At 63.4% G+C, this 24,710-nt stretch carries 20 protein-coding genes; 9 read left to right on the forward strand and 11 right to left on the reverse strand.

The genetic code is table 11. From position 1 onward, the window contains the following. Positions 1–80 precede the first annotated feature (80 nt). Positions 81–4,979, forward strand: coding sequence for an alpha-2-macroglobulin family protein (locus BM017_RS26115; protein ID WP_092249966.1), 4,899 nt, complete (start codon positions 81–83; stop codon positions 4,977–4,979). A 129-nt stretch (positions 4,980–5,108) separates the two neighbouring features. On the opposite strand, the gene BM017_RS26120 is transcribed toward BM017_RS26115, so the two are convergent. Beyond that, positions 5,109–5,402: a hypothetical protein gene (locus BM017_RS26120; protein WP_071491590.1), complete on the reverse strand. Its 294-nt coding sequence runs from the start codon at positions 5,400–5,402 to the stop codon at positions 5,109–5,111. 90 nt (positions 5,403–5,492) lie between these two features. Here BM017_RS26120 and pbpC point away from each other — a divergent pair, with 90 nt between their 5' ends. From pbpC to BM017_RS26150, 6 genes are all read left to right on the forward strand, one after another. Further along, positions 5,493–7,823 carry a peptidoglycan glycosyltransferase PbpC gene (gene pbpC, locus BM017_RS26125; protein WP_092249969.1) on the forward strand — a complete coding sequence of 777 codons (2,331 nt, stop codon included), beginning with the start codon at positions 5,493–5,495 and terminating at the stop codon, positions 7,821–7,823. A 146-nt stretch (positions 7,824–7,969) separates the two neighbouring features. Next, entirely contained in the window at positions 7,970–8,278 is a 309-nt protein-coding gene (locus BM017_RS26130; protein WP_003188211.1) for a MazG-like family protein, read from the forward strand. Beyond that, the gene (locus BM017_RS26135) at positions 8,271–9,020 is read left to right on the forward strand and encodes a methyltransferase (RefSeq protein ID WP_092249972.1); all 750 of its coding nucleotides are present in this window, start codon (positions 8,271–8,273) and stop codon (positions 9,018–9,020) included. The genes BM017_RS26130 and BM017_RS26135 overlap by 8 nt, the downstream gene beginning before the upstream one ends. Positions 9,021–9,044: 24 nt before the next feature. Next, positions 9,045–9,647, forward strand: coding sequence for a DUF4136 domain-containing protein (locus tag BM017_RS26140; RefSeq protein ID WP_092249975.1), 603 nt, complete (start codon positions 9,045–9,047; stop codon positions 9,645–9,647). 45 nt (positions 9,648–9,692) lie between these two features. After that, entirely contained in the window at positions 9,693–10,250 is a 558-nt protein-coding gene (locus BM017_RS26145) for a DUF4136 domain-containing protein (protein ID WP_071493017.1), read from the forward strand. Between the two features lie 198 nt (positions 10,251–10,448). Next, positions 10,449–12,395, forward strand: coding sequence for a pilus assembly protein TadG-related protein (locus tag BM017_RS26150; protein WP_092249978.1), 1,947 nt, complete (start codon positions 10,449–10,451; stop codon positions 12,393–12,395). On the opposite strand, the gene BM017_RS26155 is transcribed toward BM017_RS26150, so the two are convergent. Both BM017_RS26155 and BM017_RS26160 read right to left on the reverse strand, forming a co-directional pair. Continuing rightward, on the reverse strand, positions 12,392–15,118 hold the full coding sequence (locus BM017_RS26155; protein ID WP_092249981.1) for a PAS domain-containing protein: 2,727 nt from the start codon (positions 15,116–15,118) through the stop codon (positions 12,392–12,394). The two genes, BM017_RS26150 and BM017_RS26155, sit on opposite strands and share 4 nt — an antisense overlap. Then, positions 15,115–15,564 (reverse strand): TadE/TadG family type IV pilus assembly protein, encoded by a 450-nt coding sequence (locus tag BM017_RS26160; protein ID WP_092249984.1) that lies wholly within the window; start codon positions 15,562–15,564, stop codon positions 15,115–15,117. Before BM017_RS26160 ends, BM017_RS26155 begins: the two co-directional genes overlap by 4 nt. Before the next feature lie 72 nt (positions 15,565–15,636). On the opposite strand from BM017_RS26160, the gene BM017_RS26165 reads away from it, so the two are divergent. Both BM017_RS26165 and BM017_RS26170 read left to right on the forward strand, forming a co-directional pair. After that, a complete protein-coding gene (locus BM017_RS26165; RefSeq protein ID WP_092249987.1) occupies positions 15,637–16,086 on the forward strand; it encodes a prepilin peptidase in 450 nt (149 codons plus the stop codon). A 125-nt stretch (positions 16,087–16,211) separates the two neighbouring features. Next, positions 16,212–17,000: a response regulator transcription factor gene (locus BM017_RS26170; protein WP_092249990.1), complete on the forward strand. Its 789-nt coding sequence runs from the start codon at positions 16,212–16,214 to the stop codon at positions 16,998–17,000. Between the two features lie 3 nt (positions 17,001–17,003). On the opposite strand, the gene BM017_RS26175 is transcribed toward BM017_RS26170, so the two are convergent. Genes BM017_RS26175 through cpaB form a run of 8 tightly spaced genes read right to left on the reverse strand, consistent with a single transcriptional unit; the run spans position 17,004 to position 24,422 of the window. Further along, positions 17,004–17,273, reverse strand: coding sequence for a DUF3613 domain-containing protein (locus BM017_RS26175; RefSeq protein WP_092249993.1), 270 nt, complete (start codon positions 17,271–17,273; stop codon positions 17,004–17,006). 10 nt (positions 17,274–17,283) lie between these two features. Continuing rightward, positions 17,284–17,994 carry a tetratricopeptide repeat protein gene (locus BM017_RS26180; RefSeq protein ID WP_092249996.1) on the reverse strand — a complete coding sequence of 237 codons (711 nt, stop codon included), beginning with the start codon at positions 17,992–17,994 and terminating at the stop codon, positions 17,284–17,286. Positions 17,995–18,004: 10 nt separating this feature from the next. Continuing rightward, positions 18,005–18,892 (reverse strand): type II secretion system F family protein, encoded by an 888-nt coding sequence (locus BM017_RS26185; protein WP_092249999.1) that lies wholly within the window; start codon positions 18,890–18,892, stop codon positions 18,005–18,007. 1 nt (position 18,893) lies between these two features. Continuing rightward, complete coding sequence (locus BM017_RS26190; RefSeq protein WP_092250002.1) at positions 18,894–19,775, reverse strand: type II secretion system F family protein; 882 nt, start codon at positions 19,773–19,775, stop codon at positions 18,894–18,896. 10 nt (positions 19,776–19,785) lie between these two features. Continuing rightward, positions 19,786–21,057 (reverse strand): TadA family conjugal transfer-associated ATPase, encoded by a 1,272-nt coding sequence (locus BM017_RS26195; RefSeq protein ID WP_092250005.1) that lies wholly within the window; start codon positions 21,055–21,057, stop codon positions 19,786–19,788. Next, the gene (locus BM017_RS26200) at positions 21,054–22,247 is read right to left on the reverse strand and encodes a CpaE/TadZ family protein (RefSeq protein WP_071491576.1); all 1,194 of its coding nucleotides are present in this window, start codon (positions 22,245–22,247) and stop codon (positions 21,054–21,056) included. The genes BM017_RS26195 and BM017_RS26200 overlap by 4 nt, the downstream gene beginning before the upstream one ends. Next, a complete protein-coding gene (locus tag BM017_RS26205) occupies positions 22,244–23,461 on the reverse strand; it encodes a type II and III secretion system protein family protein (RefSeq protein WP_092250008.1) in 1,218 nt (405 codons plus the stop codon). Before BM017_RS26205 ends, BM017_RS26200 begins: the two co-directional genes overlap by 4 nt. A 19-nt stretch (positions 23,462–23,480) precedes the next feature. Then, entirely contained in the window at positions 23,481–24,422 is a 942-nt protein-coding gene (cpaB, locus tag BM017_RS26210; RefSeq protein ID WP_092250010.1) for a Flp pilus assembly protein CpaB, read from the reverse strand. Between the last annotated feature and the right edge of the window lie 288 nt (positions 24,423–24,710).

Genomic DNA, 24,710 nt, shown 5'->3' on the forward strand with positions numbered 1-24,710 from the left:
CAATGTGACCAGCACCACATCGGCCCCCTGCGGGCTGATATATAGTTCACCCCTCGGACCCCTCTCACAACGAGTGCCCCATGCTTAACAAAGGACTGTTCCTTGCTTGTGCGCTGGCCCTGCTGAGCGCCTGCGATTCCTCCGATAAACCGGCTGCCCCGACCGCTCCAGCAGCGGCGACGGTTGCACCCAAACCGGCCAAGGCGGCGGTGGACGTGGCGGCGCTGAAGCAGCGTTATGCCGGCCGTGAGTTGAGTGTGGTGGATGTGTCCGAAGTGCAGCTCGATGGGGCCAGCACCCTGTCCGTGAGCTTTTCCATTCCGCTGGATCCCGATCAGAAGTTCGCCGACAAACTCCACCTGGTGGACAGCAAGTCCGGCAAGGTCGATGGCGCCTGGGAAATCTCCGACAACCTCATGGAATTGCGCCTGCGTCACCTGGAGCCACAGCGCAAACTGGTGCTCACGGTGGATGCCGGGGTGAAGGCGGTCAACGGCAATACACTCGCCGCCGAGTACAGCGCCCGCCTGGAAACCCGCGACCTGCAAGCCACCGTCGGCTTCGCCAGCCGTGGCACCTTGCTGCCGACGCGTCTGGCTGAAGGGTTGCCGGTGATCGCGCTGAACGTCGACAAGATCGACGTCGAATTCTTCCGCATCAAGCCCGAATCCCTGCCGACTTTTCTCGCGCAGTGGGGGCGCAACACCAGCCTGCAGAGCTATGAGTCCCGCGAACTGCTGCCACTGGCCGACCTGGTCTACGGCGGCCGTTTCGACCTGAACCCGGCGCGCAACACCCGCGAAACCCTGTTGCTGCCGATCGCCGGCCTCAAGCAACTGCAGCAGCCGGGCGTGTACCTGGCGGTGATGCGCGCCTCCGGCACCTACAACTATTCCCAACCGGCCACGTTGTTTACCTTGAGCGATATCGGCCTGTCGGTGCACCGCTATGCCAATCGCCTGGATGTGTTCACCCAGGCGTTGGATGGCGGCAAGGCGCTGGACGGTGTAGACCTCGAGGTGCTCGACGCCGAGGGGCGTGTGGTCGGCCAGGGCAAGACCGAGAAGGGCGGCCACGCCGAGTTGCCGTTGCCGAAAAAGGCCCAGGTGTTGCTGGCCAAGCAGGGCGAGCAGACCAGCATGCTGCGCCTGGACAGTGCCGCATTGGACCTGGCCGAGTTCGATATCGGCGGGCAACCGTCCCACCCCTTGCAGTTTTTCGTCTTTGGCCCGCGTGACCTGTATCGCCCCGGCGAAACCGTGCTGCTCAACGCCCTGCTGCGCGATAAGGATGGCAATGCCGTCAAACCGCAACCGGTGAGCGTCGAAGTGCGTCGCCCGGATGAGCAGGTGAGCCGCAAATTCGTGTGGGATGCCGACGCCTCCGGTCTCTATCAATATCAACTGCAATTGGCTGGCGAAGCGCCAACCGGGCGCTGGCAGCTGGTGTTCGACCTGGGCGACGGCAAGCCGCAGCTGTATGAATTTCTCGTCGAAGACTTCCTGCCCGAGCGCCTGGCGCTGGAACTCAAGGGCAGCGATACCGCATTGAGCCCGGCGGATAACCCGGTGATTCAAGTCACCGGGCGCTATCTCTACGGTGCGCCGGCATCGGGCAACCGGGTCAGCGGGCAGGTTTATGTGCGGCCGTTGCGCGAAGCGGTCAAGTCGCTGCCGGGCTATCAGTTCGGCTCTGTCACCGAAGAAGAGCTGAGCCAGGATTTCGAACTGGACGAAAGCGTGCTCGATGCCAAGGGCCAGGAAGCGTTGACCCTGGAAAGCAAGTGGGCCGAGGCCAAGTCGCCGCTGCAACTGATCGTGCAAGCCAGCCTGCACGAGTCGGGCGGGCGGCCGATCACTCGGCGCCTGGTACAGCCGATCTGGCCGGCCGAGCAACTGCCGGGCCTGCGCGGCTTGTTTGACGGCAAGGAAACCAATGGCGATGGCCCGGCGGAATTCGAAGTGCTGCTGGCCAACCAGGACGGGCAGAAGCTCGCCGCGCAGAACCTCAAGGTGCGCCTGGTGCGCGAGCGCCGTGACTACTACTGGAACTACTCCGAGAACGACGGCTGGAGCTACCACTTCAACGAGAAATTCCTCAACCTCGACGAGCAGACCCTGAACATCAAGGCCGGCGATACGGCCAAGGTCAGCTTCCAGGTGGAGTGGGGCCCGTACCGCGTCGAAGTGGAAGACCCGCAGACCGGCCTGGTCAGCAGCTTGCGCTTCTGGGCCGGCTACCAGGCCCAGGACAACACCGAAGGCGGCGCCGTACGCCCCGACCAGGTCAAGCTGGCGCTGGACAAACCGGCCTATGGCGACGGCGATACCGCCAACGTCACCGTCACTCCGCCCGCTGCCGGCAAAGGCTACCTGCTGGTGGAGTCCGCCGAAGGGCCGCTGTGGTGGCAGGAAATCGATGTGCCGGCCGAGGGCAAAAGCTTTGCCGTGAAGCTTGACCCGAAGTGGTCGCGCCATGACCTGTACGTCAGTGCTCTGGTGATTCGCCCTGGCGAGCGCAAAGCCAACATCACGCCCAAACGTGCCGTGGGCCTGCTGCACCTGCCGTTGGATCGCACCCAGCGTAAACTCGGCGTGACCCTGGCCGCGCCGGAAAAAATGCGTCCCAAACAGCCGCTGACGGTGAAAGTCGCTGCAAAAAACGCCGATGGCAGCGTGCCGAAACAGGTGCACGTGCTGGTGGCAGCGGTGGACGTGGGCATCTTGAACATTACCGAATACCCGACGCCGGACCCTTACTCCAGCCTGTTCGGTCGCAAGGCTTATGGCGTGGACCAGTTCGACATCTACGGCCAGTTGATCGAAGCCGGGCAGGGGCGCTTGGCCAGCCTGGCATTCGGTGGTGACGCCGCGCTGGCCAAGGGCGGCAAGCGCCCGGACACCAGCGTGACCATCGTCGCGCTGCAAAGTGCGCCAGTGACCCTGAACGAGCAGGGTGAGGGCGAAGTCAGCGTCAATATCCCGGACTTCAACGGCGAACTGCGCCTGATGGCCCAGGCCTGGAGCGACGACCGCTACGGCATGGCCGAAGCCAAGACGGTGATCGCCGCGCCTTTGATTGCCGAGCTGTCGGCGCCGCGTTTCCTGGCCGGTGGTGACCAGACCACCTTGGCGCTGGACCTGTCCAACCTGTCGGGCAAGGCCCAGAAGCTGGATGTGCAACTGAGCGCCGAAGGGCAGTTGGAGTTGGTCAACGCTGGCGCGCAGACCGTCGAGTTGAAACAAGGCCAGCGCACCACCCTGCGCATCCCGGTGAAGGCCTGGGGTGGTTTGGGGCAGGGCAAGGTCAAGGTCACTGTGAACGGGCTGGACTTGCCGGGTGAAAACCTGCCACCGTTCACTCGCGAATGGACATTGGGCGTGCGCCCGGCGTACCCGGCACTGCTCAAGCATTACCGCGCGGTGCTCAAGGATCAGCCGTGGAGCCTGCCGGCGGGCACGCTCGATCAGTTCGATTCATCGGGGCGCCAGGCACTGTTGAGCCTGTCGAGCCGGCCGCCGCTGAACCTGGGTGCTCAGATCAGCGCACTCAAGGCCTACCCCTATGGTTGCCTGGAACAGACCGCGAGCGGCCTGTACCCGTCGCTGTATGCCGACGATGCGCTGCTCAAGCGCCTGTCGATCAAGGGTGAGTCGGACAGTGAGCGTAAACGCAAGATCGAGTTGGGCATCGAGCGCCTGCTGGGCATGCAGCGCTACAACGGCAGCTTCGGGTTGTGGGGCGCCGATGGCGAAGAAGAATACTGGCTGACGGCCTACGTCACCGACTTCCTGCTGCGTGCCCGCGACCAGGGTTTTGCCGTGCCGCCTGAAGCGTTGAAGAAAGCCAGCGAGCGCCTGTTGCGCTACGTGCAGGAACGCAATCTGATCGACGTCGACTACAGCGATAACGCCGACCATACGCGCTTTGCCGTACAGGCCTACGCTGGCATGGTGCTGGCGCGCAGTCAGCAGGCGCCGTTGGGGGCGCTGCGCAGTATCTTCGATCGACGCAGCGATGCGCGCTCCGGTTTGCCGCTGGTGCAGTTGGCTATCGCGCTGCAGAAGATGGGCGACCAGCCGCGTGCGGACCAGGCCTTGCTCGCTGGGCTGGCGGCGCAGCGTAACGCCAACGAGTGGCTGGCCGACTACGGCAGCCCATTGCGCGACCAGGCAATGATCCTGGCCCTGCTGGAAGAGAACGACCTGGCCAAGGGCAAGCGTGAGGAGCGTTTGTTTACGCTGTCGGATCAACTGGCGGCCAGCCCGTATCTGTCGACCCAGGAGCGCAACTCGCTGTTCCTGGCGGGGCGCCTCGGGTTTGCCAGGCCGGATGCGAACTGGCAGGTGTCGCTCACTGGCAGTGGCGGCGTGCAGGAGTTGAACAATCAGCAATCGACGCTGGAGCTGGAAGGCAAGCTGCTGTCCAGCGATTTGACCTTGAGCAATCAGGGCGAGACGCCGGTGTACCAGCAATTGACGATCTCGGGTTATCCACAGGTGCCCCCGGCTGCCAGCGGCGACAACCTGAGCATCCGCCGCGAATACCTGGGCATGAACGGCCAGCCGCTGAACCTGCGCAACCTCAACAGCGGTGAGCTGGTCCTGGTGCACCTGGCGGTCAGCGCCAAGCAGCGTGTGCCGGATGCCCTGGTGGTAGATTTGCTGCCGGCCGGCCTGGAACTGGAAAACCAGAACCTGGCGCAAAGCGCCGCCAGCCTGGAAAACGCCAGCAGCCAGGTGAAGGAATGGCGTGAGTCGATGCAGAACGCCTCGCTCAAGCATCAGGAGTTCCGTGACGACCGCTATGTGGCAGCGATCAACCTGGACGGTTCCGGTACCACGCACCTGCTGTACCTGGCGCGGGCGGTGACGCCGGGGACTTATCGTGTGCCGCCGCCGCAGGTGGAGTCGATGTACCGGCCGAACTGGCAGGCGGTGGGGGAGACGCCGACCGATCTGGTGATCAAGGGGCGTTAATGTAAAACGGGGCCTCAATGTGGGAGGGGGCTTGCCCCCGATGGCGGTGGATCAGTCAGCTTATCTGTAGCTGACCCACCGCTATCGGGGGCAAGCCCCCTCCCACAGGTGATTTGCGGTGTTTTGGGGTCAGTGGACGACCCAGCTCAGAAGCCACAGGCCCAGCAGCAACCAGATAATCCCCATGATGATCGACGCCCGCATGAAGGCGCGCACCGCCGAGTACAGCAGCATCAGGCCGATGATCAGGGTGAGGATGCTGATGATCGAGGTATCCATGCCCAAGGTGCGGGACAGGCCATCGATGAAGTTGCCACCGGCATGGGTCAGCGCACCAAACAGGCCGCTGAGCCCGTCGACGATAAAACGGATGACCGAACCGAGCGCCTGGCCCAACCATTCGAAAAAGCTTTCTACCTGCATGTGTGTGTCCTGATGAGAAGGTGGGCGTATCTGTGCCTTTGGTTGTTATTGCAACAGGCTAGTTCCCTACCAGCATAGAGGTTTGCCCGTTTGAGTTTGCGTTTAGTTGCCCGCTGGACCCTGGCCAGCCTTTTGTTGGTGATCGCCCTGCTCTGGCTGGCCGACCGCATCTGGCCGTTGCCCTTGCCCAAGGATGACCTGGCGCGGGTGGTGCTGGCCGAGGATGGCACGCCGTTGTGGCGGTTTGCCGATGCCAACGGTGTGTGGCGCTACCCCGTGCAGACCCGCGAGGTGTCGCCGTATTACCTGGATGCGCTGCTCACCTATGAGGACCGTTGGTTCTACCAGCACCCCGGCGTGAATCCGCTGGCGCTGGTGCGGGCGACCTGGCAGAACCTGACCGGCGCGCGGGTGGTGTCTGGCGGCAGCACCTTGTCGATGCAGGTGGCGCGCTTGCTGGATCCGCATTCGCGCACTTTCCACGGCAAATTGCGTCAGTTGTGGCGCACGGCACAGCTGGAATGGCACCTGTCCAAGGAAGAAATCCTCAACCTCTACCTGAATCGCGCCCCGTTTGGCGGTACGTTGCAGGGCGTGGCCGCCGCCAGTTGGGCGTACTTGGGCAAGTCGCCGTCACAGCTGACCCACGCCGAAGCCGCCTTGCTCGCCGTGCTGCCCCAGGCGCCCAGCCGCTTGCGTCCGGACCGCCACCCCCAACGCGCCCAGGACGCCCGCGACAAAGTGCTGCGCCGCCTCGCCGAATTCCAGGTGTGGCCGCAAGCCGCCGTCGATGAGGCCCTGGAAGAACCGCTGTTGCTCGCGCCGCGCCTGGAACCGAGCCTGGCGCCCTTGCTCGCACGGCGCCTGAACCGCCCCGACAGCCCGTCGCTGATCCGCACCACCCTGGACGCCACCTTGCAACGTCGCCTCGAAGACCTGTTGTTGGGTTGGCGCGCGCGTTTGCCGGAGCACACCTCCGCCGCGATCCTGGTGGTGGAGGAGGAAACCATGGCCGTGCGGGCCTACCTCGGTTCGGTGGATATCAACGACGCCAAGCGCTTCGGCCATGTGGACATGATCAGTGCCCTGCGTTCGCCGGGCTCCACGTTAAAGCCGTTTTTGTACGGCATGGCGTTGGACGATGGGCTGATCCACTCCGAATCACTGCTGCAGGACGTGCCCCGACGATATGGCGATTACCGACCGGGCAACTTCTCCATGGGCTTCACCGGCGCAGTGCCGGCGAGTACGGCGCTGTCCAGCTCGCTCAACCTCCCGGCGGTACAGTTGCTGGAAGCCTATGGGCCGAAGCGGTTCGCCGCCGAAATGCGCATCGGCGGCGTGCCGCTGGCATTGCCGGCATTGGCCGAGCCGAACCTGGCGCTGATCCTGGGGGGGGCGGGCAGCCGCCTGGAAGACCTGGTGAGTGGTTACAGCGCCTTCGCCCGGGACGGCAAAAGCGCCACCCTTCGCTTGCAGCCGGACGATACGCTCAGGGAACGGCCATTATTGTCGCCAGGGGCCGCCTGGATTGTGCGGCGCATCCTCAGCGGGCAGGCGCGACCCGACCGCGACCCGCGTGCCGAGTTGGTGCAGCGCCCGGTGCTGGCCTGGAAGACCGGCACCAGCTACGGCTTTCGCGATGCCTGGGCGATCGGTGTGGGGCCGCGTTACCTGATCGGCGTGTGGATCGGCCGCCCGGATGGTACGCCGGTGCCGGGCCAGTTCGGCCTGGCTTCGGCCGCACCGCTGATGTTGCAGGTGCACGATGTGCTGACCAACCGCGACAGCCAGCGCGGTATCACTGCACCGGTCAAGCCGGTGCCGGCAAATGTCGGTGTGGCCGCGATCTGTTGGCCGCTGGGCCAGCCGATGAACCGCAGCGATCCCAACTGCCGCCGCCAGCGCTTTGCCTGGACCCTGGACAACACCACGCCACCCACTTTGCAGGCGTTGGACCAACCGTTGAGCGTGGGTTTGATGGAAAGTGTGTGGGTCAATGCCAAGGGCTTGCGGGTGGACGCCCGTTGCCCCGGTGCCGAGCCCAGGAGCATCGCCCTGTGGCCCGCGCCCCTGGAGCCTTGGCTGCCCAGGGCCGAACGCCGCGAAGCGCGCATTCCCGCGGCCGACCCCGATTGCCCGCCACCGGCGCTGGCCGCCTCTTCACCTTTATCCATCGTTGGCGTGCGTGAAGGTGACCAACTGCGCCTGCCCGCCGCCAGCCAACAGGCGCTGCGCCTCAAACTCTCTGCGTTGGGCGGCAGCGGCCGGCGTTGGTGGTTCCTTAACGGCGCGCCCCTGGGCGACAGTGCCAACCAGGACTTTATCAATGCCAGTTTTGAGCAACTGGGGCGCTATCAACTCAGTGTCCTCGACGAAGCCGGGCAGACCGCGCGCGTCGAGTTCAGCGTCGTTGATTAGATCGCTATCGAGGGCAAGCCCCCTGCCACACTGGGATGTGTTGGCCTATCAAAGGTGGGAGGGGGCTTGCTCCGGTGACGGCCCAAAGGTTCACTTGCCTTGAAGGCCATTCCCCCCGAAGCTATCCACCTTCAGGAGCCTGCCACATGAACCTCGAACACCTCACCGAACGCCTGCACCGCATCCGCGATACCAACGACTGGAAGCAGTTCCACAGCCCCAAAAACCTGGCCATGGCCGCCAGCGTGGAAATGGCCGAGCTGGTGGAGATCTTCCAATGGCTGACCGAAGACCAGTCGCGCCAGCTGCCGGCCGACAAACTCGCCCATGCCGGGCAGGAAGTCGGCGATATCGTGCTGTACCTGCTGTTGCTGTGCAGTGAGCTGGGCCTGGACATGAACGAAGTGGTGCGCGCCAAACTGGCCGACAGCGAACGGCGGTTTGCCCATGAGTGACCGTCATTTCGACCAGTTGGCCACGCGCTTCGCCGAGAAAATCTACGGCGGTGCCAAAGGCGCGATCCGCCTGGCGGTGCTCCAGGCCGACCTCACCGAAGCCCTGCCAAAGCGCCCGCTGCGTGTGCTGGATATTGGCGCGGGCCTGGGCCATATGTCGTTGTGGCTGGCTGAGCAAGGGCATCAGGTGACCCTGGCCGAACCCGCCGAACCGATGCTCGAAGGCGCCCGCCAACGTTTCGCCGAGGCGGGGCAGACCGCGACGTTTATCCATGCGCCCTGGCAAGACCTGCTCGGCCAGCTCACCGAACCCTACGACCTGGTGCTGTGCCATGCCGTGCTGGAATGGCTGGCCGAACCCCATGCAATCCTGCCGGTACTGCACCAACTCGCGGCGCCGGGTGGGTGGCTATCCCTGGCGTTCTACAACCGTGATGCGCTGATCTATCGCAACCTGCTCAAAGGCCACTTCCGCAAAATGCGCAAGAATGACATGGCCGGCGAAAAGCAGAGCCTCACGCCGCAACAGCCGCTGGACCCACGAGAATTGGCGGCGCAACTCGAAGGCCTTTGGCAGGTCGAAAGCCAAAGTGGCGTGCGGGTGTTCCACGACTATATGCCGGTGGAATTCCAGGCCCGTGCGGATTTGCAGGACCTTGTAGAGATGGAACTCGCTCACCGTCGTCACCCAAGCTTTGCCGGACTTGGGCGTTATTTGCACTGGATCTGCCGTCCGGTTTAAGCGGCCCAGCCTGCGGAGGTCGAAATGCGTCGTCTCTGTTTGATCCTGTTGTCCCTGGGGTTGGGTGCCTGTTCAAGCCCCAATCCTTATGTTGCCGCGTCGGCGCCGATCCCACCGGCGCCGCCCCAGGCCGCCCACACCTTTGATGCCAGTGCCTACCCGGCGCCGGTGCGCGATTACGGTGCCTACCGCAATTGGGCCTGGCGCAACGGCCAGCTTCCGGCGGGCACGGCCTGGGCCGACTCGGCACAGATCGCCGAAGCGGTCAGCGGCGCCCTCGACCAGCGCGGCCTGCGCCCCTTGCATGACAACCGCCCGGCGGACCTTTTCGTCAGCGCCGACGTGCGCCTGGAGAAGCGTCTCAAGCAAGTCCAGGATGACTACGGCTACGGTTATGGCGGCTATAACCGCTACGGCAACGGTTATGGCATGTACAACTCGGTGCCGATCGTGCGCACCTATGAAGTCCAGGTCGTGGTGGTGCGCGTCAACCTGTTCGATGCCCGCACCGGTCAGCCGGTGTGGAGCGCCAGCGCAGAGACTGGCAGCCAGGGAAGCCTCAGTGAACGGGCGGATGCCTTGCGCCAGGCGGTGCAGAAGGCAATGACGGCGTATCCTCCCAGTTAACCGCTATTCTCATCTTTGGCGCGGGTCGCTCTTTGGAGAACAACCATGTTTCGTCGTATCGCTACGCTCGCTTTTGTTGTGCTGCTAGGCGGTTGCCAGACCAGCCAGGTCAACCACGACTTTGACGCCAGCCGGGACTTCGGTGCCTACCGAAGTTGGGCCTGGAAAGACCCGGCCCTGCAATACCGCCCGGATGACCCGCGCATCAAGAGCGACCTCACTGAACAACGCATCCGCCAGGCCGTGGGTGAACAACTCGACCAGCGCGGCCTGCGCCCTGCGGCGCCGGGCACCAGGGCTGACCTGAACGTGCAGGCCTACCTGATCGTCGAAGACCGCCAGCAGCAGGTCACCACCAACTACGGCGGCGCCTGGGGCGGCCCGTGGAATGGCTATTGGGGCGCGCCGATGTACAACGAAACGCGCAACATCACCTACAAAGTGGCGACCATCCAGATCGACCTGCTCGATGGCAAGGACGGCAAACTGGTCTGGCGCGGCAGCGACGAACAGATGATGGCCACCTCGCCCAACCCTCAGGACCGTGACAAAGCCATCCGCACCACCGTCACCCGCGTCCTCTCCAGCTACCCCCCTCACTAACCTGTGCAGGCGCAGGCTCGCTGTGGCAGGCGGGCTTGCTGTGGAGAGCAGGCTTGCTGTGGCGAGCAGGCTTGCCCTGCGTTGGGCTGCGAAGCAGCCCCCTAAAACCCTAAAACCCCCAAACCGATTTATGGCAACGGGCCAGCCCTTGTCTACACTCAAAACCATCTACGGAGAGTAAGCGCTAAGGAGTGCCTGATGTCTCCCCGACTTGGTTACAGGCAGCGTGGTGCGATTGGCCTGATGGCGGCAGCTACCCTGGCCCTGGCCATGGTCTTCATGCTGCTGGCGGTAGACAGCGGCCGTCTCTATCTGGAAAAGCGCAAGCTGCAGTCCGTCGCCGACAGCGCCGCGCTGGAAGCCGCCAGCCGTGGCGGCCTGTGCACACCCGCCACCACCGCCAATGACTACGCCGTGCAGAACGCCACACGCAACGGTTTCAGCGTGGTCGCTGGCGACAGCAGCCGTGGCCTGGCCGTCACCTGCGGCACCTTGACCACCAATGCCGGCAATGTCCGTGTATTCACTGCCGACGCCACCAAGAACGATGCCGTGCGCGTGGTCGCCACGCGCAGCGTAATCACCAGCATCGCCAGTGGGCTGTGGGGCATGTTCAGTGGTGCGCCGGTCTCCACCCAGATGACGCTGAGTGCCACCGCCGTGGCCGCCTATGCACCGCCGGTGGCGCAACTGACGATTCGCAGCAGCCTGTCCTCTGTGAACTCCGGCAACTCCCCGCTATTGAACATGGTCATCGGCAATCTGCTGGGCGGCAGCCTGTCCCTGACCGCTGCGGGCTGGAATGGCTTGCTGACGACGAACGTGAACCTGCTCGGTTACCTGGACCAGTTGGCGGTTCAATTGAACGTCAAGGCGGGGGACTACGACGCGTTGCTGAGCACCGCCGTATCCGCCAGCCAGTTGCTCGACGCAGCGGTGAAGGTCCTGCAAAAAAACGGCGCGGTCGCCACGGCGGTGATCAACGATGTCATTTCAGTGAAAGCCATTGCCCCGAATACCCAGCTTTTGAAGGTGGGCGATCTGTTGAAGGTCGCTACCGGTACACCAGCGGCTGCCTTGAATACCAGTGTGCAGCTGTTTCAGTTGCTGGAGACCGTGGCTCAGCTATCCAGTAGCAAAAGTGCGGTCGGTGCGGCAGCGCAGGTGAATATTCCTCTGGTTGGCACCGTCTCGGTCCAGACCAAAGTCATCGAGCCGCCGCAACTGTCTGCGTTTGGCAATCCGGCCAAGGCCAAGGCTGGGCTTTTGAATAATCCGCCGACGGACCAGATTTTTGTACGAACTGCCCAGGTACGCACGTTGGTCACCATCGATGCGCCGATCATCAAGGTGGTCTCGGGGGTTTCATCGATACTGACCGGGCTGGCGACGCCTGTGTCGAAGGTGGTCGGCGGTTTGCTGAACCTGAACCTGCTCGATGTGGTGGCCGGTGTCGTGTGCATAGTCGGGTGCAATGTGGCTGATGTGGATATCACCACGACCTTATCCATCTATATCGAGGCGGCCAGCGCGGAGAGCCACGTGACAGACTTCAGTTGCGCCACACCGGCCACCAAGTCGTTGACGGTGCAGGCCACCACGTCACTCGCTACCCTGGGCGTCGGCTATGTTGACCCGGTGTCGGCGTTTTCATCGTCTGCGCCTGTCAATGTGCAGCCGGTGCGGCTGATCGACTTTGGCCAACGCTTTTGCCTGCTGACCCTGGTGTGCGGGCCTCGCACGGCCGGCGTTGGCGGTGGCTTGAACCTGAGGGCGTTGTCCACCGTGGGGGCGCAAACCAATACGGTGTTGTTTTCGCCGGTGAATGACGTCAATGCGGCGACGATCTACAAAAGCCCACCCGGCACCGCCAATATCGTTAACAGCCTGGGGGCTACCTTGAACGGCCTGCAGGTCACCTATGTCCCACCTACGGGGAGCACGCCCGCTACGCCGAACAGTACAGTCACCGGTGCACTGGCGACCATCGTCAGCTCGGTGGTCAGCCTGGTCCAGAACGTCCTGGCGCCGATCCTCGACCCTATCGTCAATACGTTGCTCGCAGCGCTGGGTGTCAACCTCGGCAACGCCGAAGTCGGCGCCAACCTCAGTTGCCACATGGGCCGCGCCTATCTGGTGATCTAGCTGATCGGCAGCTCCACACAAAACTTCGCGCCGTGCTCGCCATTGGCGACGCTCAAGCGTCCGCCCATGTTTTCCACAATGCCGTAGCTCACCGACAACCCGAGCCCCGTGCCCACGCCGATCGGCTTGGTGGTAAAGAACGGCTCGAAAATCCGCTCCAGCAACCGTGGGTCAATCCCGCCGCCGTTGTCTTCCACCCAGATCCGCACATGGCGGCTGTCCTGTTCGCAATGCACTGCGATCCAGGGACGAAATTCGGGGTGTTTTCCCCGTTTGCTCAACAGCGCGTCACGGGCATTGACCATCAGGTTGATCAACACCTGTTCAAGCTGATCGACATAGCCTTTGACCTGGACCTGGACGTCCGCCGGGGTGATCCGCAGCTCAACGCCCTTGCCGCGCAGGCTCTCGCCGAGCAGTGACAGCGTGCCTTCCACGGCCTGTGACGGGTCGAAGGGTTGCTGTTCGATTTCCGAGCGGCGGCCGAACACCCGCATATGGTCCACCACCCGCGTGGCGCGCTGCACCTGGGTGTCGATGCGTTGGAGTTTTTCGGTGAGGTAGTCGATCTGCGCATCGCCGTTGCCCAGGCGCTTGAGCACATTGACGACGGCCATGCGCATCACGTTCAGCGGCTGGTTGATTTCATGGGCCAGACCGGTGGCCATTTCGCCCAGGGTGGCCATCTTGGCGCTTTGCGTCAGTTGCTGCTGGGAGCGGCGCACTTCGGTGTTGTCACGGCCCACCGCCTGCACCTCCACCAGCGTACCCTGTTCATCGAACACGCCACGGTCCGACCAGACCCACCAGGCGTGTTCGCGCCCCGGCAGTTCAAGGCTGATTTCGGCGGTGCTGACCGGGAATTCCGCGCTCAATTGGCCGATACGCTGCACAAACGCCTGGCGCTGTTCCTGCGACATCCAGTGGCCCAGGTTCAGCCCTGGCAGCTCTGCGGGCGGGCATTCCAGGTAATTGGCCAGCGGTGTGTTGCCGAAGGTCAGGGTCAGGTCGGGGCGATAGCGGCAGATCATTGCCGGGGAGTCTTCGACCAGGATGCGATAGCGTTCTTCGCTCTGCTTGATCTGTTCGGCGGCCAGGGTCGCCTCGGTGACATCCAGCCACAGGCCGACAGCTTCCACCGGCAGGCCCAAGTCATCGCGCAGCAACTTGGCCTCGTCCAGCAGCCAGTGGTAGTGGCCCTGTTTGTCGCGCAGGCGGTAGCGACTGCGTACGCTGCCTTCGCGCAGCAACTGGCGGCTGCGCTCGAAGTACCGGTCGCGGTCTTCGGGGTGGATCAAGGACGCCAGGCTGTCGTGGTTGCACTCGGCCAAGGTCCAGCCCAGCAGCGGTAGCAGGCTGTCGCTGAAAAAAGCCGGATGCAGGGCGCCGTCGACATAGCGCTGCACATAGATCACGGCCGGTGAGCTGGCGATCAGGTTGTCCAGGCGTGCATGGGCGGCGGCGGCTTGCAGTTGCTGGTTCTTGATGTCGCTGATGTCGAGCATGAAACCGATCCAGCGGCGGCTGTCACCCACGCCAAGCACCTGGCCCTGCACGCGATACCAGAGCGGGTGGTGCTCGGCGTCGGTGCGTTGCAGGCGCACGCTGGTCAGCAAGGGTTTGCCCAGGGCCAGCAGGTCGTGCAGACGGCTGTCGAGGGCCTGGCGATCGGCGGGGTGAATCAATTCCAGCCATTGGCTCAAAGGTTGTAGGGTCGGACCGTCTTCCAGGCTGAGGCTGTGCAGCAACTGCGGGGCCAGCTGGATTTCGTGGGTGGCCGGCAGCAGTTCCCACCAGCCGGTGCCGAGCAGGCCCTGCAACGCCTCCATGCGGTCGAGCTGCTGGTGATAGCGCTGCTCGCGCAGCCGGCTCAGCAGGGGGGCGGCGAGGGCGGCGGTGAGATTCAGCCAGTCGCGGTCGTTGGTGTGCTGCTGGCCGTTGTATGGGCCACAGAGCAACCAGGCGGCGACGCCCTGACTGTCACGGTAAGGCACCAGAAAACCGTCGGCATCGCCGAATATACTGTGCAGACGCGGGTTATCGCTGCGCTCCCGGGCCAGGCTCAACGGTACGTTGCCATTGACGCTGTCCAGGCTGATGCCCAGGTGTTGGCCGGCCTGCCACAAGGCGGGGGCGTCGTGGGCGGCGTACTGGCTGTAGATCCGCCAACCCCGGTCTTCGTCATCGAGCAGGGCCAGGGCAACGCAGGGGATGTGCCAGCGCTGGGCCAGGCTGCGCAGGTGCTCGTTGAACACCTCGGGCAGGCGGGTCAGGCTGCACACCCGCAACTGCTCGCTCATGTGGCAGGCGAGTTGATGGTTCTGTTCGCGGTGCTGGGCCAGTTGCCGGCCGGCCAGTAAATCACCAACGTCCTGCAGGCGCAGGCTCCATTCATCACCGTCGGGTTCGATCCAGCCGCGAGTGTGCAGCACCTGGCCGGTTGCGCCCTGGAAGTCCAGGTCCAGGTTCTGGTGTTGCCAGTCGGCAGGGCTGCCTTCGATATCCAGGGCACTGTCGGCGCACAGCAGCTCACGCAGTGGCGGCCGACGTTCGCCGATGGCGTGGGTCGCCAGCTGTGAGCGCAGGGTGCCGCGGATACCCAGCACGTGGCCTTGAGCATCCAATTGCACCTGCAGGCCTGGCATGGGCATGCCCGGCATATCGAGGGGCGGCGCGCTGACGCGGCCGAGCAGGCGGCCGAAGAGTTTGTCCCCCGACGTCAAAACTGCAGACTCGAACTGGCGGACAGGTTGGCCGGCAGGCTCGGGACGGTGCCGATCCCCGGCAGCACCAGCGCCGGGAACACGGAATAGAGGTTGGTAGTCGGGTAGTTGATTGCCACGGTCAGCGTGGTCGTGGCGCCGTTATAGGAGCTGCTGATGTAACTGGGGGAGAACTGGAAACTGCTCGGGATCCATTTCAACTGCTCTATCACAGTGGTTTTGGCACGGTCGGTCACCTGCGTGCCGTAAGCGGTGCCGGCGGCTATCGGGTCCACCGACAGGGCCTGGCGCACGGCCTCCGCCGCCGCCTGGTTGAACGACTGCATCAACAGCAACGGCAGGCTATAGCTGATCAACCCGTAGAACACGGCAAAAAAGATCGTGAAGACCAGGGCGAACTCAATCGCCGCCGCACCTTTTTGCTTTCCAGGCAGGCCTGTTTTCATGACTGCGTCTACCCTGACGGCTACTACTTGATATCAGCATAGAATCAATCAGCGAAAAGGGATGTTTTTTACGTGATCCACGGCGTGGTGATACTGCTCTGGCTGGGGCTCTGTGCGTGGCAGGATATCCGTCAGCGGCAGATCGCCAATGGCTTGACCCTGGGGGCAGCGCTGCTGGCGCTGATCTTCTTGCTGTGGACGGGCACGACCTGGCTAGGAGCGCCCGCCAGCGAGGGCGGTTGGGCGTTTGCCCTGGCCCTGTTGTTGACCTTGCCCGGGTATGCGCTGGGCCGCTTTGGTGCGGGGGATGTGAAGCTGCTGGCTGCCCTGGCCCTGGCCAGTACGCTGGACTGTTTGCTGTGGTCGTTGATCGGTGCGGCGCTCCTTCAGGCGTGCTGGGTGCTTGTGAGTCAAAGGCTTGGGGCGCGTCGGGGGAGGGCAGATGCGCAGGTGTCGACCAAACAGCCATTTGCCCCCTTTGTCCTGACAGGATTTGTGCTGTACTGGCTTTGGATCCATTAGTCGAACAACCGCTCTACCGCTATGTACATAGTCGAAAAGTACGTCTACGTTTATGAAGTATCCGTAAGTTGTTTTTTGTCCAAATGGATGGGTTGCCCATTTGCTTGCCAGGCATGGAGTAGCGCGTGAACAAGCTTACCTCGGCAGTAAAAGTGCTCGTGGTCGACGATCAGCCGTTGATCGTGGAAGAGCTCTGCGAATTTCTTGAAGGCAGCGGCTACCGCTGCGTCCCATGTGAGTCCAGTCGACACGCCTTGCAGCGTTTCAGTGAAGACCCCGAGATCGGCCTGGTGCTGTGCGACCTGCATATGCCGGACATGGATGGCATCGAGCTGGTGCAGGCCATGCAGAAGGTCGCGGGCAAGCAGCGCGCGTTCGAGGCCATCATGCTCACCGGGCGTGCCGACAAACAGGACGTGATCAAGGCCCTGCGCGCGGGGATCTCGGATTACTACCAGAAGCCGATCAACCTCGATGAGTTGCTCGAAGGCCTGCAACGCCAGGAAGCGGCGCTGGAGGAGCGGCAAAAAGAGCTGCACCTGGGGCACCTGAACCAGAAGCTGCAATACCTTTCCGAATCCATCAACGATTTGTACCATGACCTCGACAAAGTGCGGCGCAGCCCTGGCGCCGGCTTGGCGGATGAGGGCGAGCCGGTCGTCGATGATGCCGGGCCGATCGAAATCCCGACCATCTTCAACCAGCTGTCGCCGCGCCAGCTCGATGTTGCGCGCCTGGTGGGCAAGGGCCAGACCAACTACCAGATCGCCTGTGAACTGGGGATCACCGAGAACACCGTCAAGCTGTACGTGTCCCAGGTGCTGCGCCTCACCCATATGCATAACCGTACCCAGCTGGCACTGGCCCTGTCGCCGACTATCTCGGCGCCGCGGCAACGGGTGACGGCGCACTGACGGTTACTGACTCTTCCCACCCTTGGAAGACCCGCCGGATTGCGACTCGAAGAACTCCGGAATCGGATGCTTGTTGCTGTCCAGCCAACGCTGCATGGCCTGTTCCCGTTCTGCGGGCGTGGTTCGTTGCGGCGTGGCGGAAGCTGCGCGCCCATCGACCTGCAAGGCCATCCAGTTTTCCGTCTCCGCCTGATAGGGGGACGACGGGCCCGGCTCGATGGCCAGTGCGCTCAGCGGTAGCAGCGCCAGTGCGATTAAGTAATGTGCTGTCATCTCGCTCTCCTTACTTCAGGGTCACCGGCAGGGCCTGGCTGACTGCCGCGACTTTGCGTGCCGCCACGCCGGTGGCCTTGAGTTTCTCCGCGCGGGCCTGGGCCTCGGTGAACTGCTCGCGGCTCAGGCCCAACTGGCTGACGACCTTGGCCGCTTGCCCCCAGTCGTTCTGGTAGATCAACAGTGTGACCAGGTTGACGGCGGCCAGCGGGTCGCCTTGCTTGAGTTCGATGGCGGTCATGAATTCAAAGCGGGCGTCTTCCACCCGTAATTGGTTGAGGTAGACCACGCCCAAGTCATTGCGGATCTTTTCGTCAGTGGGGGCCAGCTGCGCAGCCCGTTGCAAGTGGGTCATGGCCAGGCCGTTGTCGCCGCTGGCGGCCGCCAACTGCCCGAGGCCGTGCTCGCCTTCGGCCGTCATGCAGGTGCCGAGCAGGCTGCGGTATAGCGGCTCGGCTTCGCTGCGCCCGAGCAGGCGATAAGTGCGGGCCTTGCGCTGGCGCACCTGGGGCAGGGACTCGGGCAGGTTTTGCAGGTTGGCCAGGCTGGCGTGCAGCTTGCCTTCGTTGGCCAGGTCGTCGGACAGGTTCAGCGCCAGCTCCTGGTCCGCGCTCGGCTTGGTGCAACTGCCCGGTGAGGTCAGCGCCGCCCAGGGCGATTGGCCGTTGGTGGCGCAGCCGCCGAGCATCAACAGCGTCAGGCCGGCAATCAGTGCTTTCATCAAGGTCTCCTCAAAAGTGGCTCAACGCGCGGGCGATGCCGATAAAGGCCGGGCCGCCGAGCACGATCAACAAAGCGGGGAACAGAAACACCATCATCACCACCGACATTTTTGCCGACATCTTCGAGATGTATTCCTGCAAACGGGTCAGGCGTCGGTCGTCGAGCAGTTGCTTGAGGGCCAGCAGGGACTTCATCGCGCCGCCGCCCTGCTGGATCAATTGCTGGAGGATGATGCAGGTGTCGGTGAACTCATCCACCTCCAGCAGGCGTGCGGTCTTGCCCAGTTCCTCGCCCAGCTCCAGCCCCGAATCGACCCGTGCCAGGATCAGGCGTAGTTCATGCGTCAACGCGGGGAGCAGGCGTTGGGCTTCGTTGCCCACCACCCGCAGCGACTGTTCAATCGCCATGCCGGATTCGAACAGGATGCGCAGCAGTGGAATGAAGGTTGAAATTTCCTTGGCGATGGTCTGCTGGCGATACTTGGCCGCAGCGGCGAGCACGCGTTTGGGCAGCAGGTAGCCGATGCCCACGGCAAACATCGGCGCAATCCATGCGGGGGCCGCGTGCGCAAACAATAGCTGCTGGCCGAGCAGGGTCAGGCCCAGCAGCACAATCGGCGTACCGACCTGGAAGGCGGCGAACAGCGAGCGCTGGCTGGCCTTGCGCCAACCGACCCGGTTGAGTAGAACCTGAGTCTCGTTGTCCAGGCTGACCGAGCGCTGGGCCAGGGCGCTTCCCCCCAGTTGACGCATGAAGCTACCGAGTTTGTGGTCGCTGGCCGTCCGCCCTTGCAAGCGCTCGGCGACCCGTCGATCGCGCCGGCGGTGTTCAAGCACCTGGCCTCCCACCAGTACCGCGGCGGATAGCAACAACAGGGCGCAGGCCAGCAGCACCATCTCAGACACTCCTCAACATGCGCCACATGACGAAGGTACCCGTCAGGTCCATCCCCAGCGCGGCGAACAGCATGATGCGCCCGGTGTCGTCGTTCCACATGGTCATCAAGTAGCCAGGGTTGACGATCATGAAGTAGCCGACGATCAGGATGGGCAGTCCGCCCAGCACATAGGCGGTCATGCGCGTTTCACCGGTCATGGCCTTGAGCTGCCGGGCACCTTGTTCGCGCTCGCGAATCATCTTGATCAGGTTTTCCAGCAGTTCGCTGGCGTTGCCGCCGTAGCGGTGGTTGACCTTCAGGCCGAGGGCGAACAGGCGGAATTCGTCCTGCTCGTAGAACTCGGCAAAGTCGCTTACCGAGTCCGGCAGGCTGACCCCCATGCGCACATTGCGTTGCACGCGGGCCATGGCGTCCTTGAGTGGGTCTTCAACGCCTTCGACGCCTCCAAGTACCGCATCTGCCAGGGTTCTGCCGGACTTGAGGCTGCGTACACTGTGGTCGAGCAACTGCGGCAGTTGCTCGACCATGCGCTGCACGCGCCGTTGATAACGCCAGCTGATGTACAAGCGCAGTACCAGGGGCGGCGCCACGACCATCGCGATCAGCCCCAGACCGCCGGCCAGCAGCCAGCCGAACAGCGCGCCGATCACCCAGGCGCTCAGCCAAAGGCCCAGGCGGTCAGTGGGTTTGCCCAGCCCGGCGCGCTGGAACATGCGCTCAAGAGCGGTCCACTTGGTGTTCGTTTCCTGTGCCTGCGGCTGGCCGTCACCCAGGCGCTCCAGCACGCGGTCCGTCTGGGCTTTGCGCAGGCCATGCTGAAACTGCCAGAACGACAGGCCGATCAACAGCAGGCAGACAAGCAACAACACCGGTCCTGTCATCACGCGCTCCCTAGGACTGCAACGCCGATTCGCGGCGCAGTTTGTCGCCGGCCGGGTTGAGGGCTTCGCGCAGGAAGCCAAAGCCGGTACGCCGGTCCAGGCGGAACAGGGTATTGGTGACGTACACGTCATCACGCACACCGACCACTTCCACCACTTCGCTCACGCAGCGACGCCCATCGGGCATGCGCGTCAGTTGGATGATCACGTCCAGTGCGGCGCAGATCATCTGGCGCAGGGTTTTTTCGGCGATTACCCGCCCGGTCAGGCCCACCAGGGTTTCCAGGCGCAGCAATGCATCCTGGGCGTTGTTGGCGTGCACGGTGCTCATGGAGCCGTCGTGACCGGTGTTCATCGCCGTCATCACGTCGAGCACTTCGACACCACGGATCTCGCCAAGGATGATGCGGTCCGGGCGCATCCGCAGGGCGTTGCGGATCAGGTCGCTGGACTTGACTTCGCCGTGGCCCTCGGCGTTGGGTGGACGGGTTTCCAGGCGTACCACGTGGGGGTGGCCCAATTGCAATTCGGCGACGTCCTCGATGGTCACCAGGCGTTCGTGGGGGTTGATCAACTGGCTGAGGATATTCAGCAGCGTGGTCTTGCCGGTGCCGGTGCCGCCGCTGATCAGGATATTGCAGCGCTTGCCCACGGCCTCCTGGAAGAACTCGAAAATGCTCTGGTCGATGGTCTGCATGGCGACCAGGTCGCTGCTCTTGAGCATGTCCTTGCGGAATTTTCGAATCGACAGGCACGGTCCGTCCAGGGCGATCGGCGGGATGATCGCATTGACCCGGCTGCCATCGGGCAGGCGCGCATCCACCATGGGCGAAGACTCATCCAGGCGCCGGCCCAGCGGTGCGAGGATGCGTTGCATCACGCGCTCCACGTGGTGGTCGTCGATGAAGCGCAGGTCGCTCTGGTGCAGCAAACCATCACGTTCGATAAATACTCGATGTGGCCCGTTGACCAGGATTTCGGTCACCGATGGATCGCGCAGCAACACCTCCAGCGGGCCGAAACCAGTGAGTTCGTCAACGATCTCTTCGGCCAGGCGCTCCGTCTCGTAGCGCGAAATCGCCAGGCGCATGCGCGTGATGTACTCGGAGACTTTGTCGGTGACGAATTGCGCCAGGGACTGGCGCGTGCCTTCGAGCAGGTTCTTGCCCGACTCCTCGATGGCGTCGATGATGTAGCGATGCAGCACCAGTTTCAGGCCATCGTGATCGGTGTTGCCACCGGCAGCGCGGGCCGGGCCGCCAAACAGCTTTTCTCCGTTCATCGTCCTGACCCCAGGATGCGTTCAAACCAGCGCATCGAAGGTTTTGCCAAACCCTCGGAGCGTTTTGCCAGGCGCTCGCCCAAGGCGCGCACGGCCTGGGTCAAGGGTTCGCGTGGCGCCAGGGCGAACAGCGTCTGGCCCTGGTTTTTCACATTCAGGCGCAGTTCGGCACTCAGGGGCAGCACGGCGACGCATTCGAGGCCGAAGCTCTTTTCCAGGGCTTCGGTGTCTGGGGCGCAGGCCTTGATGTAGCGGTCCACTACCAGTTTGGCATGCTCAAGCTTCATGCCTTTTTCACGCCAGCGATTGATCACCGCCAGGTTGCGACGGCAGTCCAGCACGTTCTGGTCGGTGCACCACAGCAGTTTGTCGCAGTGGCTGACAAAGGTGCGCAGGGCTTCGCTGTCCGGCTGTCCGGTAATGTTCACGACGATGTGCTGGAAGTGTTGGCGCAAGGCGCTGAGCAACATGTACAGCTCGGCGGCGCTGGTGAGTTTGAGCGGTTCGTCACCGGTGGCGTACGCCAGGATGCGCAGGCCATCCAGGGCGGTGGTGAAGGCGCTGTTGATCAAGGTGGTGTCGAGGCGGCGCAAATGCCGCAGCGCATCGCCAAAATTGAACGTGCTCTCCAGGCCCAGCAACGCCAGGCTGTCGCTGCGTGGCAGGCCGAGGTCGAGCAGCAGGGTCTGCTGCCCGCTCTTCTGCACCACCAGCGCCAGGTGGGTGGCCAGCATCGCGCCGTCGGCGTTGCTCTGGGTGCCGAACAGCACGGTCAGACCGCCCAGTTGTGCGTTGGGGGTCACGGTCGGCAGGCGTTTGCTCAGGCGCCGCACCAGGCCGGCCACTTCGCTGGAGCGTGAGCCGTAGGCCACGAAATCGCGGGCGCCGGCACGCATGGCATTCAGCACAAGCTGGTTGTCCATGCCATCGCCGAGGGCAACCACGGCGAGCATGGGCTTGGCCTCCAGCGCCCCTTCGATCAGTGCGCTCTGGGCCACCAGGTTTTCGCGGTCAAGGCCGATGAACACCAGGTTGGCGAAGGTCACATCGACCAGCGCCAACAGTTCGTCGAGGCTGCCGGTGCCGGCACTCACCACTTGGCCAAGCGGTGCGAGGGCCCCCTGCAGCCACTCAAGGTCAGTGGTGTTGCGGGTGATGGCGAGGAAGGTCTGGCTCAGGCTATCGCTCATTGGGAAAGTCCACTGCGACGGTCGAAGTTGCCGTTTTCCAGGAAGAACAGCCGGTACCAGTTCGGGTCGTAGTTGCGCAGCTTTTCGCCGGGCAAGGAGGGCAGTTGGGCGTTGGCGGCCAACGGTTGCACCAGGTGCGGCGTGACGATCATCAGCAGCTCTTTTTCTTCGCGACTGATCGTGGAATCGCGGAAAAATGCGCCAAGGATGGGGATATCGCCCAGCCCTGGAAATTTATCGATGGTCGAGCGGTTGTTGGTGCTGATCAGGCCGCTGATCACGAAGCTTTCGCCATCGGCCAGGGACACGCTGGTATCGGTACGGCGTACAGTCAGGGCCGGCACCTGGATGCCTTGAATCTGCACGGCGTTGCTGTAGTCCAGTTCGCTGACTTCCGGTGCCACCTTGAGAGTGATGCGGTTGCGGTCGATCACGGTGGGGGTCAGGGTCAGGCGAATACCGAACTCTTTGTATTCGATGGAGATGGTATCGCTACCGGAGCTGGGTACCGGGACGGGCACTTCACCGCCGGCGAGGAAGGATGCGCTCTGCCCGCTCATGGCCACCAGGCTTGGGCGGGCCAGGGTGTAGGCAAAGCCGCTGCGCTCCAGGGCGTTGATCATGGCCTTGACCCGGCCGCCGCCAAATCCGACGTTGAAACTGTCCGTGCTCACCGGCAGCTTGAATACCCCCTCAGAGGGCGAAAGAAGGCTGGGGCTACCGAGGAAAAAGTTGGTACCCACGCCGAGAAACTTCGTACTGGCTTCCTTGAGCTTGGTACGGCTGACTTCCACAAAGCGGATGTCGGTCTGCACCTGGCTGGGCAGCAACGGGTCTTGCGAGGGCGACAGCGACACGCTGGTCAGCGCCGAGGTGGCCTTGCCCTTGACGAACACCATGCTCTGGCGCGGCGCGCTGGCGCAGGCGGTCCACACCAGCAGGCTGGTGGCGCCGCTGCTGACACCGGTGAGCAGGAAGTTACGGTCACCGTTGACCCGCACGTCGGCGATTTTCGGATCGCCGATGGCCAGGCGCGTAATTGCCACGGGCGATTGCAGTTCCTGTTGCAGGCCTTCTCCCACCTCGACCACGGCGGGCAGCTGGCCCAGGGCACTGCAGTTGCCCGGCGCTGCCAGGGCCATGCCGATCGGCAGGCTCGCCAGCATCAGGGCGCAGGCCAGTTGCGTGAACATGGGTGCGTAGCGATGGCTCATTCAAGGCATCCTTGCTCGATCACGGGGTTTGTGGTGCCGCCTGGGCACCGCGAATCACTTCAATGCCACGCCGTACACCAGGCCCACCGCCAGCCGGCACGACGGGTTTGGGCGGGCCGGTCAACGCCAGTTGAGTGAACTGGTAAAGGTCGCGGTTAGCGCTTTCCAGCTTCTGCGCGGTGTCGTCTTCACCGGCCCAATAGCGGCTGAGCAGTTGTTCCTCGGCACTGCGCACGGCCAGGCGCAAGGTCCCGGCTTGTGCCGCGAGCATCATGCGGCTTAATAAAGGCTCCGGCACGGCCAGCACCACGGTGCGTGCGGTGAGTCGACGTTGTAGGGCCTGGGCGCGTTCTTCGGCGGTAGCCGGGGGTGGCACTGCCGGTTGGCCATCGTTGGCCAGGCCCAATTGGTCGCCGACGCTGAGCAGGCGCATCGCCGGAAGGACGATCTGGGCCGACTGTTCGGCGTTGCCGGCATCCTGGCGCAGGAACAGCAACACATCCACGTAATCGCCGGGGCTCAATTGGCCTGCGGCGCCGACCACCTCGTCCACGGCCACGGCCAGCGCGCGCTCGTTGGGTCGGATCATGCGCGAGAGGGGGCCGCCGGCGTTGAAACTGTCCTCGTTGAGCCAGGTACCGGCGCCGAGGGTTCTCAGAGGTATGCGCCCGATGGCCTGGTCGAGTTGGGTCAGGCTGCCGGCGGGCGCGGTGCGCAGTTTCTCGACGGACAGGTCCGCGGCGGTCAGTGGCGTAAAGGCAGGCACTTCATGCCGCAGGACGACCACCGGCTGGCGGGTTTGGTCTTCAGCGGCGGCGAGGTTTTTTTCAACGGAAACGACAGGTGCGGCAGGCGCTGCGATGGGCTCAGGTGCGCGACTCAACACCAGCCCCCAGTACCCGGCAATCAATGCCCCGATCAGCAACAAGCCGGCCAGGACCATGCTGATGCGACTGTTCATGACGGCTCTCCCTTTCCCGTTGCACTGCACACCCTGTTAATCCAAACGGGTTAATCCGCAACCTGGCTGTGATGAACATCTAACGATTTGGCTATTTGAAGGTAGCTCAGCTAGGACGAAATGCCATTACCGCGGGGAAAAATTATCTGAAGCAGAAAGTTGGCCTTTTAAACTGCGGTGTTGTGGCGTCAACGTTGCGACTAATACTTTGTGATTAATCCGTTCTTACAGTTGTGAGGCCAGGGTTTGTTGACAATGCTCTAATGGCACGCCGCGATCATCTGGTGG

It is taken from the genome of Pseudomonas sp. NFPP04 (assembly GCF_900113815.1).
Lineage (GTDB): Bacteria > Pseudomonadota > Gammaproteobacteria > Pseudomonadales > Pseudomonadaceae > Aquipseudomonas > Aquipseudomonas extremorientalis.

Bases quoted from the DNA above. Each gene is read 5' to 3' on its own strand.
- BM017_RS26160 (WP_092249984.1), bottom strand. From the start codon at position 15,564: ATGAAAACAGGCCTGCCTGGAAAGCAAAAAGGTGCGGCGGCGATTGAG.
- BM017_RS26120 (WP_071491590.1), bottom strand. From the start codon at position 5,402: ATGCAGGTAGAAAGCTTTTTCGAATGGTTGGGCCAGGCGCTCGGTTCG.
- BM017_RS26135 (WP_092249972.1), top strand. From the start codon at position 8,271: ATGAGTGACCGTCATTTCGACCAGTTGGCCACGCGCTTCGCCGAGAAA.
- cpaB (WP_092250010.1), bottom strand. From the start codon at position 24,422: ATGAACAGTCGCATCAGCATGGTCCTGGCCGGCTTGTTGCTGATCGGG.
- BM017_RS26205 (WP_092250008.1), bottom strand. From the start codon at position 23,461: ATGAGCCATCGCTACGCACCCATGTTCACGCAACTGGCCTGCGCCCTG.
- BM017_RS26180 (WP_092249996.1), bottom strand. From the start codon at position 17,994: ATGAAAGCACTGATTGCCGGCCTGACGCTGTTGATGCTCGGCGGCTGC.
- BM017_RS26175 (WP_092249993.1), bottom strand. From the start codon at position 17,273: ATGACAGCACATTACTTAATCGCACTGGCGCTGCTACCGCTGAGCGCA.
- BM017_RS26150 (WP_092249978.1), top strand. From the start codon at position 10,449: ATGTCTCCCCGACTTGGTTACAGGCAGCGTGGTGCGATTGGCCTGATG.
- BM017_RS26140 (WP_092249975.1), top strand. From the start codon at position 9,045: ATGCGTCGTCTCTGTTTGATCCTGTTGTCCCTGGGGTTGGGTGCCTGT.
- BM017_RS26195 (WP_092250005.1), bottom strand. From the start codon at position 21,057: ATGAACGGAGAAAAGCTGTTTGGCGGCCCGGCCCGCGCTGCCGGTGGC.
- BM017_RS26185 (WP_092249999.1), bottom strand. From the start codon at position 18,892: ATGGTGCTGCTGGCCTGCGCCCTGTTGTTGCTATCCGCCGCGGTACTG.
- BM017_RS26200 (WP_071491576.1), bottom strand. From the start codon at position 22,247: ATGAGCGATAGCCTGAGCCAGACCTTCCTCGCCATCACCCGCAACACC.
- BM017_RS26190 (WP_092250002.1), bottom strand. From the start codon at position 19,775: ATGACAGGACCGGTGTTGTTGCTTGTCTGCCTGCTGTTGATCGGCCTG.
- BM017_RS26115 (WP_092249966.1), top strand. From the start codon at position 81: ATGCTTAACAAAGGACTGTTCCTTGCTTGTGCGCTGGCCCTGCTGAGC.
- BM017_RS26145 (WP_071493017.1), top strand. From the start codon at position 9,693: ATGTTTCGTCGTATCGCTACGCTCGCTTTTGTTGTGCTGCTAGGCGGT.
- BM017_RS26130 (WP_003188211.1), top strand. From the start codon at position 7,970: ATGAACCTCGAACACCTCACCGAACGCCTGCACCGCATCCGCGATACC.